At 67.9% G+C, this 16,738-nt stretch carries 16 protein-coding genes; 8 read left to right on the top strand and 8 right to left on the bottom strand.

Annotation, left to right across the window (positions count from 1 at the left end; all coding sequences use genetic code 11):
- Both RM1_RS18715 and RM1_RS27075 read left to right on the top strand, forming a co-directional pair.
- Positions 1-486 (top strand): MFS transporter (locus RM1_RS18715; RefSeq protein WP_143187334.1); only part of this gene is annotated, 486 nt, incomplete at its 5' end.
- Positions 487-651: 165 nt separating this feature from the next.
- A complete protein-coding gene (locus tag RM1_RS27075; RefSeq protein ID WP_281252183.1) occupies positions 652-786 on the top strand; it encodes a hypothetical protein in 135 nt (44 codons plus the stop codon).
- 198 nt (positions 787-984) lie between these two features.
- Here RM1_RS27075 and RM1_RS18710 read toward each other — a convergent pair whose 3' ends face one another.
- Entirely contained in the window at positions 985-2,067 is a 1,083-nt protein-coding gene (locus tag RM1_RS18710) for an NAD(P)/FAD-dependent oxidoreductase (protein WP_072753219.1), read from the bottom strand.
- A gap of 34 nt (positions 2,068-2,101) precedes the next feature.
- Complete coding sequence (locus RM1_RS18705) at positions 2,102-2,725, bottom strand: TetR/AcrR family transcriptional regulator (RefSeq protein WP_072753218.1); 624 nt, start codon at positions 2,723-2,725, stop codon at positions 2,102-2,104.
- Between the two features lie 158 nt (positions 2,726-2,883).
- Here RM1_RS18705 and RM1_RS18700 point away from each other — a divergent pair, with 158 nt between their 5' ends.
- Positions 2,884-4,482, top strand: a complete 1,599-nt coding sequence (locus RM1_RS18700; RefSeq protein ID WP_072753217.1) for an MFS transporter — start codon at positions 2,884-2,886, stop codon at positions 4,480-4,482.
- Positions 4,483-4,486: 4 nt separating this feature from the next.
- Here the strand turns inward: RM1_RS18700 and RM1_RS18695 are convergent, their stop codons facing one another.
- Positions 4,487-5,566, bottom strand: coding sequence for an SMI1/KNR4 family protein (locus tag RM1_RS18695; RefSeq protein WP_218019723.1), 1,080 nt, complete (start codon positions 5,564-5,566; stop codon positions 4,487-4,489).
- A 172-nt stretch (positions 5,567-5,738) separates the two neighbouring features.
- Here RM1_RS18695 and RM1_RS18690 point away from each other — a divergent pair, with 172 nt between their 5' ends.
- A complete protein-coding gene (locus RM1_RS18690) occupies positions 5,739-6,365 on the top strand; it encodes an AF_1327 family membrane protein (RefSeq protein ID WP_072753216.1) in 627 nt (208 codons plus the stop codon).
- Between the two features lie 51 nt (positions 6,366-6,416).
- Here RM1_RS18690 and RM1_RS18685 read toward each other — a convergent pair whose 3' ends face one another.
- Both RM1_RS18685 and RM1_RS26890 read right to left on the bottom strand, forming a co-directional pair.
- Positions 6,417-7,577, bottom strand: a complete 1,161-nt coding sequence (locus RM1_RS18685) for a zinc-binding dehydrogenase (RefSeq protein ID WP_072753215.1) — start codon at positions 7,575-7,577, stop codon at positions 6,417-6,419.
- 235 nt (positions 7,578-7,812) lie between these two features.
- The gene (locus tag RM1_RS26890; RefSeq protein WP_245816466.1) at positions 7,813-7,986 is read right to left on the bottom strand and encodes a hypothetical protein; all 174 of its coding nucleotides are present in this window, start codon (positions 7,984-7,986) and stop codon (positions 7,813-7,815) included.
- 139 nt (positions 7,987-8,125) lie between these two features.
- Between RM1_RS26890 and RM1_RS26885 the strand changes: the two genes are divergently transcribed.
- Complete coding sequence (locus tag RM1_RS26885) at positions 8,126-8,344, top strand: hypothetical protein (protein WP_245816464.1); 219 nt, start codon at positions 8,126-8,128, stop codon at positions 8,342-8,344.
- Positions 8,345-8,375: 31 nt separating this feature from the next.
- Here RM1_RS26885 and RM1_RS18675 read toward each other — a convergent pair whose 3' ends face one another.
- Positions 8,376-8,984, bottom strand: a complete 609-nt coding sequence (locus RM1_RS18675) for a TetR/AcrR family transcriptional regulator (protein ID WP_072753214.1) — start codon at positions 8,982-8,984, stop codon at positions 8,376-8,378.
- 88 nt (positions 8,985-9,072) lie between these two features.
- On the opposite strand from RM1_RS18675, the gene RM1_RS18670 reads away from it, so the two are divergent.
- Positions 9,073-10,110 (top strand): beta-ketoacyl-ACP synthase III, encoded by a 1,038-nt coding sequence (locus RM1_RS18670; protein WP_072753213.1) that lies wholly within the window; start codon positions 9,073-9,075, stop codon positions 10,108-10,110.
- Positions 10,111-10,255: 145 nt separating this feature from the next.
- A complete protein-coding gene (locus tag RM1_RS18665) occupies positions 10,256-11,539 on the top strand; it encodes a DUF4303 domain-containing protein (protein ID WP_072753212.1) in 1,284 nt (427 codons plus the stop codon).
- On the opposite strand, the gene RM1_RS18660 is transcribed toward RM1_RS18665, so the two are convergent.
- Positions 11,496-13,823, bottom strand: coding sequence for an FHA domain-containing protein (locus RM1_RS18660; RefSeq protein ID WP_072753235.1), 2,328 nt, complete (start codon positions 13,821-13,823; stop codon positions 11,496-11,498). The genes RM1_RS18665 and RM1_RS18660 overlap by 44 nt on opposite strands.
- Before the next feature lie 237 nt (positions 13,824-14,060).
- Between RM1_RS18660 and RM1_RS18655 the strand changes: the two genes are divergently transcribed.
- Complete coding sequence (locus RM1_RS18655) at positions 14,061-15,329, top strand: hypothetical protein (RefSeq protein ID WP_143069450.1); 1,269 nt, start codon at positions 14,061-14,063, stop codon at positions 15,327-15,329.
- A gap of 18 nt (positions 15,330-15,347) precedes the next feature.
- On the opposite strand, the gene RM1_RS18650 is transcribed toward RM1_RS18655, so the two are convergent.
- Positions 15,348-16,523, bottom strand: a complete 1,176-nt coding sequence (locus tag RM1_RS18650; RefSeq protein WP_072753211.1) for an NADH:flavin oxidoreductase — start codon at positions 16,521-16,523, stop codon at positions 15,348-15,350.
- Positions 16,524-16,738: the final 215 nt, after the last annotated feature.

Here is a 16,738-nt window from a genome sequence, read left to right as displayed (position 1 = left end):
TTCCTGGTCTCGCGCACAGGTTCACGCACCCTGATGATCGTCGGCATGGCCGTCATGGCGCTCGCCTGCACGCTGACCGCGATTTCCCACGAGTCCAAGCCGCAGGTCATCATCTTCTCCGCCTTGGTCGGGCTCGGCAGCGGCATCGGCTACGCGGCGGCACCGAACCTGCTGCTCGCGACGGTTCCACAACCGCTGCAGGGAACAACCGGTGCCGTGTCCTCGGTATCGCAGAGCGTCCTACCCGCCGTCCTGCCGGTCGTCGCATTCACGGTCCTCAACTCCCACATCGCCACGGTCGTCGAGGGCGCGGCGTTCTACACCGACGAGGGACTGACGATCGGCTTCCTGATCGCCGCCGGCGCTGCACTGATCGCGGCTATCGCCGCGTTTGCGCTGCCACGCAGAGTCGAGCAGGTCGCCGACCTCGACATACAGACGCAGCCGCTGTCCGACGAGCCCGTCCTCTCGCCCAACGCGCCCTGACATCGGGGGATCGTGCCCCGAACATACGGCGCGGCCGAACACCCCGACCGATTCCTGCCATCGTCCCAACGGAAGGAGCCGGCCAAGACAGCCCACCCCAGTGCTCGACGAACCAGTTCGATACCACATCAAGCGAATCACACTACAAACCAAGGAGTTTCGACAATGGGATCCACAGAAGCCGACCTTCAGCAGATCGGCACCGCGGCCGCACTCATCGGCGGAATCGGCGGGGTAGTCGCCGGCGTCGGCTCAGCGCTGGGCCTGCTGGCTCTCGCGGGCGCAGGCTCGGCCGCGTAGCCGCGAACAGAGAGCGGAATCCTCTCGGCAGACCCATGAGCCTGCTGAGAGGATTCCGCCGTGAGAGATCGTCACGATCGCTCCGACCTGTCAACAGCGACAACCTTCGACACATGTTGCACCACTACGGGATTAGCTAATCGCCGAAGCGGAAGCCGCCACGAACAACCACGTACCCTAGCCCCGCAAGTCAGCAGATCACTTGCCGGGCAGCCATGCGTAGTTCGCCGTCCTTGACCCGTACTTGGCGTATCTGGACACCCATTCCTTGCTGATGGCGGCGACCCTGCCGGTGACGTACAGCCGCCGCACCCGATCGTCGCGTCGGCTTGCCTGCACCAGGCCGTTCCTGCGCCCCAGGCTCAGGGCTTGGCCGGTGTAGCCCATCGAATACGGCTTCGGATTGCGCCCCTTGGCCATTCGCGCGAGGGTGTCGGCCGCGTGCGCTCCTTGGGGCGCTGCCGTCGCGCAGCTCAATCGAGCGCCTGGCACGGCGGCACAGTCGCCGACCACGAAGATCCGAGGATCCGTGACGCTACGAAGGAACTCGTCCACCACCGCACGCCCTTCCTGGTTCACCTGCAGGCCGCTGCGGGCGGCGAGCTCGGGAACGCCTGCCACCACCGCCCACAGCGTGAGGTCGGAATCGAGTCCCGCGCCCGAGCGGAGGTGGACGGCGCCGTCCGGGCCGGGGTCGACGGCGCTGACCGAGCCGTTGACGATCTCCACCCCGAGGCGCTCCAGAGCAGTGTGCACTCGCTTTTGCGCACCGGCGGACAGGCTTGCCGCGACCGTCTCGGCGACCAGGCGGACCCGTAGGTCGGGGCGGGCTTCGGCGACTTCGGATGCGGTTTCGATACCGGTCAGGCCGCCGCCGATGACGGTCACGGTGCTATCCGCAGGAAGCGCGGTGAGCGCCGCGCGGGCCTGGTCGGCGCCTTCCCATGTGCCGACCCCGACGGTGCCGGCCATCGACGTGACCGTGCTGCCGACCGCCAGGAACAGGTAGTGGTAGTCGAGGTTGCCACCGTCGTCCAACGTGACGTTGCCATCGCCGACCTTCTCGACGCTCCCGACCCGCACGGCGATCCCCGTGGCGAGCATCGAGACGAGGGGCGTCGCCGCGTCGCCGGTCCCCGCGATCTCCTCGTGAAGCCGCACCCGCTCGACGAAGCTCGACCGAGGGTTGACCACCGTGATCTCCGCTTCCGGCACCTTCTTCGCCAGCCGGTTCGCCGCGATCGTCCCGGCATAGCCTGCACCAACCACAACAACTTTCACGATTGACCTCCTGTATCGGAATCGGATCGGGAACTTATTGCTCGCTCGCGTGGTCGAGGCGGGCTGCGACGAGCTCCGCGGTTGCGCGCAGGTAGCGCTGTGAGTCGATGCCGCTGGGGTGCTCGCCGTCGAAGATGTCGGCCATCAGCCAGAAGTGGGAGACCGCGCCGACGAGTACCGCCGCCGCCGCGGGCCAGTCGCCGTCGGCGCCGCCCGCGAGTTCGGTCAGCGCGCGCGTGACCACCGTCATCACGACCTCGTACTCGTCGTGGCGGAAGGACGCGAGCACCGAGTCGTCGATCGAGTTGTCCCGCATCAGTATTCGAGACACGTCACGATTGTGATCGAGGCGGGCCAACCCCATCTCGGACAGAAGAAGCAACCGGTCGACCCGGCTCGCGGTCGGGGCGATCGAGTCGAGCATCCCCACGAAGGAGAACTCGGGGTCGAGCAGGTGCTCCCAATCTCCGCGCTGCGCCAAGCGATGAGTGACGGCCTCGGTCAGCAACTCGCGCTTCGAGCGGAAGTGGCGAAAGAGTCCTCCCCCGCCGGGGAGCAGGCCCGCCTCGCCTTCGATCTGCGCCACCGACGTCCTGGCGAAGCCCTGCTCGCCGAAGAGCCGGAGGGCGACCTCGATGATCTTCTCTCGCGTCGACACAGGGCGACAGTAAGTGCTTACTGACTTCGGGTCAAGGCATGGCGTTCGACCACGCAGGCTCGCCTCGCAAAGACCACGGTCACCTGCGGAGATCGGTACGCTGTCTGAACTGATGCCGTCCTGAGAATTTCCATGACTGCCGAGATGGCGGGTGTCCGATGACAGAGGGATCGACTACCGGCAGTGCCGAGCCGCTGGCCGGCAGCCAACGCCTGCTCGCCATCCTGCTCGCGATGGCGATGTTCGTCCTGGTCGTCGACACGTCCCTGATGAACGTGTCGATCTCGTCGGTGGTTCGAGACCTCGACACGACCGTCAGCGGCGTCCAGGCGGCCATCGCCCTCGAGGCACTGGTGTCGGCGGCCTTCATCCTGATCGGCAGCAAGGTCGGCGATCTGATCGGGCGCAAGCGTGCCTACGTGCTCGGCCTACTCGGCTACGCCGTCGGTGCGTCCGCGATGACACTCGCCCAAAGCCTGACCGCGATCGTCATCTTCTGGGCCGTGCTGGGTGGCATCGGCGCATCACTCCTCTTGCCCGCCATGCAGTCCCTCATCCACGGCAACTTCGAGGGAGACGCCCAGAAGAAGGTCTACGCCCTCGTCGGGGCCGCGGCGGCCATCGCGGCGGCCGTCGGACCGCTGCTCGGAGGTTTCATCACCACCTTCCTCTCCTGGCGCATCGCGTTCCTGCTCGAGGTCGTCATCATCGCCATCGTGCTGTCCGGCATCAAGCTCGTCCGGGATGTGCCGTACACGGGATCTCGAGGCGTCGACAAGCTCGGTGCGGCGCTCTCCGTGCTGGGCATGGGCGGCATCGTGCTGGGAATCCTGGTGTGGCAGGAGGGTGGCGAGGCGGTGGCCGCGCTCCTGGTGATCGGTGCGGCGGCGCTGGCCGGACTGGCGTATTGGCTCGTCCGGCGCAAGCGGCGGGGCGAACCGACCCTGCTGGACCCGGACCTGTTCCGGTCCAAGATCTTCCGGCTGGGCATCACGGGGCAGATGCTCCAGCAGATCGCCCTTGGCGGCACGATGATCGCGCTGCCGATCTACCTCCAGATGGTGCTCGAGTACAACGCGATGCAGGCGGGCCTTTCCCTCGCGCCCCTCTCCCTCAGCATGTTCGCGGTGGCGGTGCTCGCGGGGAAGAAGGCGGGCGATCGGCGCCCCAGCGGGATCATCCGGTGGGGATTCCTACTGCTCACGATCGGGATCGCGGCGCTGATCCCTATCGTGCCCCGGGCGGAATTCGGCTGGGCGCTGGTGGTCCCCCTGATCGTCGCCGGATCGGGGCTGGGATTGCTGGTGTCGCAACTCAACGACTACACGCTCGCCCCGATCTCGGACGAGCGGGTCAGCGAGGCCGCAGGCACCAACTCGGCGGCGGGGTCGTTCGGGCTGTCGTTCGGGCTGGCGTTCGCCGGCGCCATCCTGCTGGCGACGCTGTCCATCACGTTCACCTCGATGGCGCAATCGAGCACCGTACTGCCGCAGGCAGAGCAGCAGCACGTGGCGCAGGTCCTCGAGGACGACGCGGAGGTCATGAGCAACACCCAACTCGAAGGATTGCTCGTCGACCAGCCCCAGGAGATCCAGGACGAGATCATCCGCATCAACACCGACGCGCGGCCCCTCGCCCTTCAGGTCGCCTTGCTCGTCCCGATCCTGGCCGGTCTCCTCGGGCTGCTCAACTCGTTCCGCATGATTCGCATACCGGAGCCGCGGTCACCGGCCTCCGGCGGCGCACCCCCGGACTGAGTCCCTACCCGCCGGTGGCGCGCAGAACCCGGAGAAGCTGCGTCGCGTACTCCGGGTCGAACCGGTACCCGCCATCCGCGGCGATGAGGTTCCCGCGTTCGACCTTCGCGTCCCACCAGTCCCGCAGGAACCCTTCCGCGTACCCACCGGTGCAGAAGCCGTACGGGTCCGCGACGAATGACGTGGTGACCATGAGGGTGTAGCAGGGCCGCCCGTAGTCGATCTGCCCCTCCGCACGGTGCACGAAGTCCTCGAACGAGGTCGCGGTGGCCAGGTGCGAGTACAGCCAGAACATGACGTCGTACATCAGCCACGAGTCCCCGTCCGCGTGGAGCGCGAAGAACCCCTTCTCCGTCACGATCCGCTCGGCGAGGGCGCGAAGCAGCGCCTCGCCGTCCTGGAGGTCAGCCGCCTCCAGCGCGCGGCGGACGATCGGCGAGAGCGTGCCGTGCCGCACCGCCGCGAGATCGGCTTCCTTCATCTCTGCGCTGTCGTCGAACTCGTCCTCGCTCACCAGACCCCGGACGAAGGTCGCGAAGTCGGGGGCGATCGGGGTGATGCGGTAGTCGGCCTCCTGATCGACGTGCACGACCCGAGGCTCGCCGCGCGGGCCGCACGCGCGGTAGTCGAGCATGACCTGCTCGTGCCCGGCGCTCGGGGTGTCGGCGATACCGACGCCGATGTCCGGGTACCCCCACTCCTCCCGCATGAACGTCGAGCCGAGCTCCCCGCACAGCGACCAGGTCGCGGTGCGGCCGATCGCGTACAGCCCGCTGATCTGGATGTGGTTCTCCGCCCAGTTCGTGGGCTCGTCCATCGGGTGGCACGGTCGCTCGACCATGCCGCCGTTGTGCAACCGCATCAACTCCACATAGGAGTCCGGGAGCCGGTATCCACCCAGCTCCTTCTCGATCGACGCGATCAGGTCGTCGGTCGGCACCGGCTCGACATAGTTCTCCCGCGAGTAGTCGCCGCCGTCCCAGAAGCCATCGAAGTCGAGGCCGTCGAAATGTCCTGTCGTGCGCGGAACGCCATCGGTCCGGCGGCTGTCCGGTTCGACGGAACCGATGTCCTCCACACTCACTGACCTGTCCTCTCAGCTGTAACCCGGATGCGACGAATCGAACCACGAGACGCCCACCACCGGTCCTCGACCGATTCCCGGCCGCTACCAATTTTGCAGTTACAAGGTGACAATCGACGTCAATATGTAACACTCCCCCAGGGTTTTCGACGGTCCTGGGGAGCGTGAACAGATGACCGAGCACGCCGAGATGGCGCTCGAGCTGCTGCGCGACAGTAGCCAATTCAAGTGGTACGTGATTCCACTGCTACTGCTGGTCATCTACGTGTACGCGACCGAGGTGGAGCGCCGGAACTGGAACGTATTCTTCGCCGGGCTCGCACTGTGGGGCATGGACCTCTTCAACGAGATCTGGAACTCGCTGGTCTTCCACGCCACCGGACGGGCACCGGTGTGGGCCGCGACAGGGCCGACGGCGTACCAGCTGCTCATCGGGCTGAACATCGAGATCTGCTTCATGTTTGCCGTCATGGGCGTCGCGGCGGCGAAGATGCTGCCGCCCAAGGAGACTCGAATCTTCGGTCTGCCCAACCGGCCGGTGCTCGTCGCGATCAACTCCGCCGCCGCGGTGGGCGTCGAGGTGGTGCTGAACAAGATGGGCGTGCTGACCTGGGACTGGTCCTGGTGGCAGCCCGAGTTCCCGTTCCTCATCTGGCTGATCGGCTACGTACCGTTCTTCGCCGTCTGCTTCTGGGTCCACGACATGAAGACCGTGCGCGCCAAGGCCATCACGGTCGGCACGATCTTCGGCATCGACGCCCTCGCCCTCATCGTCTTCGGAACTCTGGGTTGGGTGTGATCGAGCGGCTTGCCTGCCGGACCGCCCTAGACGTCGTCCCTCAGGACCCGGCTACGGAGCGACGGCAGGGCTCTTCGGGTCGATCAGGATCTTCGCGTGCTCCTCGGGATTGCCGAGCGCCGCGAAAGCGTTCTCGACTCCTGCCAACCCGACCGTCCCTGTGATCAGCGGCGACGGGTCGACCTTGCCGTCCGCGATCAGGCGCAGTGCGTGACGGAATTCGCTCGGGTCGTACCCCAGCACGAAACGAAGGTCGACCTCCTTGTTGATCGCCATCGCGGGCCGTATTCGATCGACCTCCATGCACACCCCGACCACGACCACCCGCGAGCGCAACGGGGCGCTTGCCAGGATCTGGTCGATGACCCCAGGGAGGCCGACACACTCGAAGACGACAGGACCGGACGGCGTCGCGCCGACCGCGTCGGCGAGCCGGAACACCTGCCACCACGGCAGTTTCGGCACCTTCTGCAGTCTCTCCATCGTGCCGATGCCCAGATCGAGGAGGTCGCGGACCCCGCCGACCTCGTTCCGCGGGGTGTACGAGGTCCAAGGAGAATGCGTCGCGGGGTCGACCACGACGTCGGCTCCGCACTGCGCGGCCAGCTTTCGCCGACGAGGCGAGAAGTCACTGGCGACCACGGTGCGGACTCCCGACGCCTTGAGCATGCTGATCACCGCCAGGCCGATCGGTCCACAGCCGATGACGATGGCGGTCTGCCGCTTTCCGACCTCGCCCCTGCGCACCGCGTGCCAGGCCACCGCCATCGGCTCGGTGAGGGCGGCCTTCTCGGCAGACAGGCCGTTCGGCACCGCCATCGTCACCGCCTCCTGGACGACCACCTGTTCCGCGTAGCCTCCTGGCGCCGCGGCCGAGAGCCCGGTCAGGTGGACGCCGGAGTCCTGGCGGATGATCGGCATGGCGACCACCCGGGTCCCGACGGGCCAGCGCTTCCGGCAGTCCGGCCCGTACTCCACGATCTCTCCGCAGAATTCATGGCCGAGAACGACATCCTGGTGCGAGCGCATGAACCCGTCGTAGCCGGATTCGGCGGCCAGATCCGCCACCTGGTCGCTGTGGACGCGCGCATGCAGGTCCGATCCGCAGATCCCACAGCGCAGCACGTCGAGGAGCACCTGCCCCGCCTTCGGCGTCGGGGCCGAGATCTCGGACACCCTCAACTGTGCGTCGGCACAGAGAACGGCCTTCATCGTCAACTCCTCAGTCGAAGCTGTGGACACCATAGCGGTGGATCAACCCCTGCCTCAGGTGATCGCCCCCGGGTAGAACCTCGACCACGTAGGTGGCCGCGATTGCCGAATTCGATTGCGCGAGTATGGTCCAGGTTGCACGATTTGTAACGAATTCTGTTGCGCAACCGGTATGGAGGGTGCGGCGGACGTCTCGGTTCGCGCATCTCAGATCAAGGGGAGTGATCATGAGCAATCAGTTGCTGCGGCGTGGGTGCGCTGCGACCCTCGCTGCTGTCGGGCTGAGTACAGCAGTGGTGACCGGTGGGGGTGCCGTCGCGAACGCGCAGCCCGCGCCGCCTACGTCGACGAACATGACGTGCGGGAGCGCGAACCCGCTCTTCTGGGCGCCGTCGTTCACGTGGACCATCAGGGCATCGTCGGGAGCATCGCTCCGCCCGGGCGCAGACGCGCTGGAGCCGGCAATCCTGCTGAGCGGCGGGAACGAACTTCCCGTGCCTCCCGGCGGACTCATTCCGAGCATCGGAGTCAACTGGTACGGCACGCGGGTGCTGGTCGACTGGCACAACACGACGACGGGCGCCACCGGCCGCAGCGTCAGCGATGAGACGGCTTTCCAGCAGTATCCCGGAATCCCGATCAACCGAACCTGGACGGGAACCGGGGCGGTCGATTTCACCGTCACCGTCGAGACCGGGGCGGGCTTGCGGTTCATCAATCCGCAGAAGGCCGTCTGCAAGGGCACGATCTCGGTAGTGCCGGCGTAATCACCCGGGCCGTCCGATTAGCGGCATACCGCTAATCGGACGGCGCCACCGGCGCTCCTCTGAGCGTGAGGTGATGCTCCATCAGGACGCTGAGCTGGGTGCGTGCGTCGGCGAAAGGCTGGCTCGACTCGAGCGCACGACTCTGCACGATGGCGCCCTCGATCACCGACAGCAGCAGCCCCGCCATCGAGCGCGCGGCCGCTCCCTCGATTCCGGCCGCGACCATGCCGTCGGCGAGCCGGGAGGTCCAGTCGGTGAACGCCTGACCGGCCGCGGACTGCACCGCCGGGTTCTGCTCGTCCAGCGCGGCCGCCATCATGAACGAGCCCAGCCGGTATTCGCTGGATTCGAGCGGCTCACGCCAGAAGGCGAACAGCTCGTCCAACCACTGCTCCACCGACGGCGCGCTCGCCAGCTTGTCCGCCATCACGTTCAGGTGTGAATACACCACTCGCGACACGATCCGCGTCGCCGTCTCCACGAGCTGACCCTTGCCTGCCGGGAAGTGCTGATACAGCGAATTGCGCGACGCATTGCTGCGTTTGAGCAGCTCGGTCAGCCCGGCCGCATTCACACCGAGCTCCTGCACCGTGGCGATGGTGCTCGCGAGGAGTCGAGCTCGCGGTCGTGCCGTGGTCATCCGAATCCTCCCGCGCTTGTGTGAACCGATCGGTTCATGTTAGATGATCACTACTGATGGACCGATCGGTTCACATGGAGAGGATGCCGTGCCCGCCCCCATCGCCACCGCCAATCCCGTCACGCACACGGCCCTGCTGGGCCTCGGCGCGTACCGGCCCCGACGTGTCGTCCCCAACGCCGAGATCGTGGACGCCATCAACTCCAGCGACGAATGGATCCAGACCCGATCCGGCATCAAGTCCCGAGGCTGGGCGGACGGCGACGAGACCATCGTCTCGATGAGCGTCGCGGCGTCCCGCGACGCACTCGCCGCCGCGGGCCTCGAGGCCGCGCAGATCGACGCCGTGGTGCTGGCGACGTCCTCGCAGATGGTGCTGGGACCGTCGGCGGGCGCTGTGGTCGCCACGGAACTCGGCATGCACGACACCGCGGCCTACGACATCTCCGCCGGGTGCGCGGGCTTCTGCTACGCGCTCGGCAACGCCGCGAGCCTCGTCCGCGCCGGGCAGGCCCGCCATGTCCTGGTGATCGGCGTGGAACGGCTGTCCGACCTCCTCGATCCGACCGACCGGACCTGCGCGTTCATCTTCGCCGACGGCGCGGGCGCTGTTGTCGTCGGTCCCGCCGACGCGGAGGGAATCGGTCCGGTCGCCTGGGGTTCGGACGGAACCCAGACCGAAGCGATCAAGCAGGACAAGGACTTCAAGCAGTACTTCGCCGAGGTCGCGGCAGCCGAAGCCAGCGGCGGCACCACGGAGCGGCCCTACATCCGGATGAACGGCGCGGCGGTGTTCCGGTGGGCGGTGACCTTCCTGGAGAAGGCCTGCCGCGACGCCCTGGAGAAGTCCGGGATCACGGCCGACGACCTGGATGCCTTCGTGCCGCACCAGGCCAACAGCCGCATCACCGACGCGCTGATCCGGACGCTGGGTCTGCCCGAGACCGTCGCGGTCGCCCGGGACATCGTCGAGACCGGCAACACCAGCGCGGCATCGATCCCGATGGCCATGGAACAGCTCCTCCGGTCCGGCGGCGCCAAGCCTGGCGACACCGCGTTGCTGCTCGGCTTCGGCGCCGGACTCGCCTACGCCGGACAGGTCGTCCGGCTCCCCGCAATCGTCTGAGCCCGCAGGCCCGGCGGTCCCGCGTCAGCGCGGAAACCGCCGGGCCTGCGTGGCGTCCGTTCACCCGGTTCCGCACTCGCCGAGCCACCACCGGCACGACGGGGGCACATCCGAGGCGTCGGTGGCCTCTCCTACGCTCGGACGGGTGGACTGGGCGAATGTGGAAGCGGCCGTGCGGGATCAGATCGTCGCGTTCGTGCGCCGGATGCGCGTGGAGCACGCCGACGACCGGATCTACGGTGCCGCCGTGCACGAGTTCTATGCCGAGGCCGGCGGCGTGATCGCGTGGCCGACGATCGGGGTCGCCAGCGAGGAGTCCCTCGCGTCGGTCGCGACCGACCGCCACGACGCCGACGCGCTTCGGTGGAGCCCGGCCGACTGGCCGTGGCAGCTCGACCCGGGCGAAGCGGAGGACGGCTGGGCCGGGCGGGTCGAGGCGGCCGCGACGGCCGACGGCGGCAAGCGCTGGCATGCCGTCCACGACCGGTTCGAGCGCGCGGTCGCCAGGGCCTGCAAGGCGGCGCGTCGGACGCTGGTCGACGAGGGTGTCGTCGACCGAGAATTCGTCGCGGTGGCCATGGACAAGGCATGGGAGCTGATTCCGCTGAGCCTGACCAGGACCCAGGTGCGCAGGCACTTCCCCGAACTCGACGAGGAGCAGCGGGCGATCGACCGGCTGACCGTGCTGCCGCCCGAGCAGAGGGTGATCGAGTTGATCGCGATCGCCGACTCCCCCACCCCTGCGCCTCCTGGTGCCGAACGCGCCCGCGCCTGGCTCCGTGAGCTGGGGCCAGAAACGGTGCCCGCGATCCTGGGGCACCTGCCCGCCGCGCGGGAGACGTGGCCATGGGCGAAGCTTCTCGGCGAACTCGGCACCCCCACAACGGAAGTGATCGCCGAGCTGGACGCGATCGTGGACAACCGTCGGCTGGGGGAACCCGATCGAGCCTGGGCCGCGGCCGCGCTCTCCCGCCTCGGCCGGATGGACCTGGTGACGGCTCGGCTCGATCGGCTGCCCACGGAGGTCGCCGTCCGCGGGCTCACCGCGCCGTACACCTCCTTCCGTGACGTCGGCGTCCACGAGCCGTTGGATTACGGCCCGCTGGAGGCGGCTCTGGCCGAATATCCAGCGCTACACGGCGCGGTGTGCGATCGACTGGCTCCCGGCAGCGGGTACTGCACCATCGACACGGACGAGGCCGAGGCTGCGTTCGCGGGACTTGCCTCGCCGTGGGCGGGGGTCCGGCGGCACGCCGTGTTCGTGCTCGCGGACCTGCCACTGGCCCAGGACCAGCGCGAGCGGTACGACGCCGAGCTGCACCGGCTGGCGACGGACCCGGAGACCCTCGTCCGCGATGCCATCGCAGTGGCCCGTCGTTGGGCGGTCAGCCCCGGCGCGGACGACGCAGCCGGAGCCGGCTGTAGGTGAAGACCGCGAGCACGCAACTGATGAGCACCAGCATGGCGATGCTGAGCAGCCACCACGATGCGGTGTGCTGCCACAGCGTGTCCGGCTCGGTGCCGGTGGAATTCGTGACCAGGTCCACCGTCGAGGCCGCGGCCGCGAACCCCCAGCGCGACGGGAAGAGCCACGCGAACTGTTCGAGCACGGCGCGTCCGGTGATCGTGATCAACCCTCCGCACATCACCAGCTGCGCCATGATCGTGACCACCAGCATCGGCAGTACCTGCTCGTTCGAGCGCGCCACCGACGACAGCGCCAATCCGACCAGCACACAGCAGCAGGTGGTGGCTGCGATGTCCACGATCAGTTCGACGGAGCCGGAGGAGAGCACGCTGCCGCGACCGGGCAAACCCTTGCCCGCGAAGACGATCAGCACCATGATCACCGACTGCACGATCCCGGCGGCGCAGAACACGACGATCTTCGCCGTCAGGTAGGCGGACGGCATCAGCCCGGCGGCACGTTCGCGCTGATAGACCATGCGCTCTCCGACAAGGTCGCGGATGGTCAGCGAGCAGCCCATGAAGGCGGCGCCGAGAATCAGCACCACCAGGATCTGGGTGAGTTCGCCGGATACGTCGGCACCAGAAGGCCCGAAACCGGTGTCGCCCGGCACCAGCAGGGCCAAGCCGCCGAGCACGAAGGGCAGCAGCGACAGGAAGATCAGGTAGCCGCGGTCGGCGCGGATCAGCCGAAGCTGGCGCCGGGCGACGGTGCTCAACTGCTTGCGCCCCGACGTGTGCGCGGGAGAGCCGAGCGGCCCGGGCGGGGTCGGTGGCGGCGCCTCCACCACCGGTCGGGTGGCGCGATACTCGGCGAACACCCCGTCGGGGTCGGATGCGACGCGGGCGAAGATATCGGCCCAGTCGGTGCTGCCGAGCGCGGCCCCCACCCGGTCCGGCGGGCCGACGTAGGCGGTCTTGCCGCCCGGGGCGAGGAGCAGAACCTGATCGCACATCTCGAGATACGACAGCGAATGCGTGACGATGACGACGACGCGGCCCGAATCGGCGAGGCGGCGCAGAGTCTCCATGATCTGCCGGTCGAGTGCAGGGTCGAGACCCGAGGTCGGTTCGTCGAGGATGAGTAGTGATGGACCCGTCAGCAACTCCAGCGCGACGGATGCACGTTTGCGCTGTCCGCCGGACAGGCGGTCGACCCTGGTGCCGGCGTGTTCGGTCAGCTGCAGTTCGTCGAGCACCGTCGCGATCACCTCCTCGCGGTCGGCCCGGCTCGTGTCCGGCGGAAGCCTCAGTTCAGCGGCATAACCGAGCGCCTGCCTGATGGTCAGCTGCCGGTGCACTACGTCGTCCTGGGGAACCATCCCGATGCGAGAACGCAGTACCTGGTAATCGACGTGCACGCTGCGGCCCTCGAACTCGACCACGCCTTCCGTGGGTCCTTCCGAACCGGAGATGATCTTGGCGACGGTGGTCTTTCCCGCGCCGGAGGGGCCGATCACCGCGGTGAGACTCCCCGGTTGGGCGGCGAAAGTGACGTCCTCGAGCAGCCGCCGCCCGCCTTCGATGGTGAGTCCGACGCCGTCCACACGCAGACCGCCCGCGGTCGGCGTCATCGCCCGCCGTGAAACGAGTCGGCCTTCCTGCACGCTGAAATCGGTGTTGCCGATCGTGACGACGTCGCCGTCGGTCAGCTGCGCGCGCGACACCCGGGCGCAGTTGACGAACGTTCCGTTGACGCTCCCCAGGTCGTCGATCTCGAGGCCGGACGGCAAGTTGTGGACGATGGCGTGATGGCGTGAGGCCAGCACGTCCCGGACAACGATGTCGCTGTCGGGCGACCGTCCCACCGTGAGGGATCCCGCCGGGACCGCATCATGCGGTGCCGGGGGCGGGGGCGGGGCGGTCGAGGCCCCCACCTCGATCGTCGACTCGTCCCATCGACCGCCCACATCCAGTCGCGTCGCCTCGGGATCTTCGATCGAGATCCGCACGACGGGTCCCTCCACCGCGTCACCCAGGCGGACGCGGACGTCGCTCGTGACGGGGACCGTTTCTCGGCGCTTGCCGTCGACGTAGAGCCCGTTCTTGCTGCCGCTGTCGACGAGCTGCCATCCCTCGTCCCACCGGAGCCGCGCATGCTCGCGCGACACCAGCGGATCGACGATCGTGATCTCCAATTGCGGATCCCTGCCGATGCGTACGGCTGTGCCCGCGCCGTAGCTCGTGCGGCCGTGTCCGGTCTCGACCACAACCCTCGGGTGCTCTTCGTTCGTCCGGTCGTCCATCGCCACGGCCTCCGATCAGCATCGGGTGTAGAGCGTCGACCCCTCCATCGTCGCAATGCACGGCCAGAGTGTCGACCCCTCCTCGGTGTCCGGTGGGCCCGTTGGACGCTGTCGTGGGCAGTCGAGGCGCGCTTCAACCTGCGTAGATCGTGCCTCCGAGGGCCCGCCGACCACCCCGCCCTCGCAATCGTGAGCGATGCTGAGGGCATGAACCGAACGGTTGCCGTCATACTCCTGGTGCTGGGCGGCTTCGCTGCCACCCTCGCCTTGGCCTCGCCGATGGCCGAGAACTTCGCCATCGTCACAGACAGCAGCCGGGTGGATGTCCTGCTCCACAGCACCGCCGCAGGCGCAACGCTTGGCGCGATCACCGCAGCCGTCACCGTCGTTCTCGTCCGGCGTCGCCTCACCTTGGCATCGATCGCCGCCCTGGGGCTCGTGCTGCTGGCGGTCGTGTCGTTTACCGACTCGGCTCCGTGGGAGCTCTACCCCCGCTCCCTCGCCGCAGGCGCACTGTTGGGGTCGCTCGCCGGCCTGTGCAACACACGCGAGCGCCTCACGCTCCAAACAGCCTTGGCCGCAGGCGCGCTCGGCGGCATCGTCCTCGCCGACCCGATCGGCGAGTACCAGTCGGCACCTCCCCGCCGGTACGCCGATTACTTCCCCACCGACGACCTCCCGGCGTCGCCACCCGACATGTTCATGCTGATCCTGCTGGCATCGACTGCGATTGCGCTGCTGATAGCGATACGTCGTGACGACTTCGGGCCGGCCGAAAGGTCAGAACAGAACGGGCGCTCCCGCCTACTTGCTGTCGGAGTCGCGGTACCGGTGGTCGGCCTACTGCTCGAATGGTCCCTCGTCCGCGCGACCCACACGATGGATTCCGACGCGCTGGGCCAGGGTCAGTGGATGCTGGGGCTCACGATGATCCCGCTATTCGTCGCCGGTGCGGTGTGGCTCCCTCGCCGTCAAGGGATGGTGTTACTCGCCGCTCTGGCATTCATCGCCACAGCTTCCGGGAATGACGCTTGGTCCGGCGGGTCGTGGTTCGCGCTGGTGATACCGGCTGCGATGGTTGCGCTGGGTGTGATGGCAGGTCGACGATGGCCCCGACCTCTCCTCGGCATCGCCGCCCTCGCGGTCGTCGCGGCATCGGCCGCCTTCGACGAACCACCCTGGGACAATCTGCGCATCGGCGCGGTCGTGCTGCTCCTGCCGTTGGCTGCCGCGTACACCATCGCGGCGTGCCTGCCCTCGACGGAGGCGCCCGCCACCACGATCGCCTTGGCCGCACCCACGGCGATCACCGTGCCACTCGTCGCCCAGTTCGGGTGGACCGCATACACGCCGCTCACCTCGTCGCACACCGCGTTGTCATCCACTGCCGGGCAGTGGACGACAACGGGAGCCACGCTGTGCACCGTGGTAGTCGCCGGGATCGCCATTGCCTGGATACAACGGCGCCCGGCAGTCCTTCCAGGGGCAACGGAGGAAACGATCTGATCCCCGGCCCGGCCTCGACTATCCGGCGCGTTCGACGAGCACGCAGCGTGCGCCGGAGAAGATCGTCGGCATGCACTTGTTGCAGTGGATGCACAGCGACTTCGTCCGAGCGTCCTCGGCGATGCGGTTGACCAGATCGGGCTCGCGCAGCAACGCCCGGGCCATCGCGACGAACTCGAAACCCTCCGCCATCGCGATGTCCATCCCGGCCCGATCGGTCACCCCGCCCAGCAACACCAGCGGCAACGTCACCGCCGCCCGGATCTGCCTCGCCTGCTCGAGCATGAACAGATCCCGGTACGGATAGGCGTGCAGCATCTGCTTGCCCACCAGCTGCACCCCGAGCCGCACCGGCTGCGGCATCGCCGCAGCGAACTCCCGCACCGGGGCGTCGCCCTTGAACAGATACATCGGATTGAGCAGCGAACTGCCCATCGTCAGCTCCAACGCATCGACACTGCCGTCCGCCTCCAACCACTGCGCCACCTGGATCGCCTCATCGATCCAGAAGCCGCCCGGCACACCGTCATCCATGTTCAGCTTCGCCAGGATCGCGATCTTGTCCCCGACCGCCGCCCGCACCGCGCGCGCGGTGTCCAGCACCACCCGCGCCCGGTTCTCCAGCGAACCGCCGAAGGAGTCCTTGCGCTTGTTGAGCTTCGGGCTCAGGAACGAACTCGCGAAATAGTTGTGCCCGAAATGGATCTCCACCGCATCGAAACCGGAATCGACGGCCAGCTGCGCCGCCGTCCCGTGCGCCTCGGTGATCCGCTCGATGTCGTCCTTCGACGCGGACCGGATCATCCTCATGCTCAACGGATTGAACGAGCGCGACGGCGCCAACGCAGGCAGTCCCGTCGACTTCTCGTTCGCGACCGGACCGGCGTGCCCCAACTGCGCCGACGCCGCCGCCCCCTCGGCATGAATGGCGTCGGTCAGCCGCCGCAACCCCGGCAGCGCCTCCGGTCGCATCCACAACTGCCCGCGCTCGGTGCGGCCCTCCGGCGCCACCGCGCAGTACGCGACGGTAGACATGCCCACCCCGCCCGCAGCCGGGCGACGGTGGAACTCGATCAGCTCGTCGGTCACGAGAGCGTTCGGCGTCTTGCCCTCGAAGGTCGCGGACTTGATGATCCGGTTGCGCAGCGTCAGCGGGCCCAGCTTCGCCGGCGCCAGGACATCGGGGTGGGTCATGGGTGATCCTCCAGTGTTCGGGTGAATGCGACCGGAGCCATGGCGGGACCGCGGTACTGACGGCTGAGGCGGCCGCCGAGGTCCGGTGCGTGCACAAGACTGCGGCCGGACAACCGACCCCGGTGTGACGCGTCTCACTCAGCGGGAAATCCTGCTGCGCCGGGCGGCAGGCGCATGCATTGTTACACGTGTCACCCACTGGGCCAGGGGAAACC

It is taken from the genome of Rhodococcus maanshanensis NBRC 100610, assembly GCF_001894865.1.
In the GTDB taxonomy this organism is placed as follows: Bacteria; Actinomycetota; Actinomycetes; order Mycobacteriales; family Mycobacteriaceae; genus Rhodococcus_G; species Rhodococcus_G maanshanensis.
Note: the sequence above shows the minus strand (reverse complement) of the source record. Positions and strands in the feature narration are given on the sequence as shown.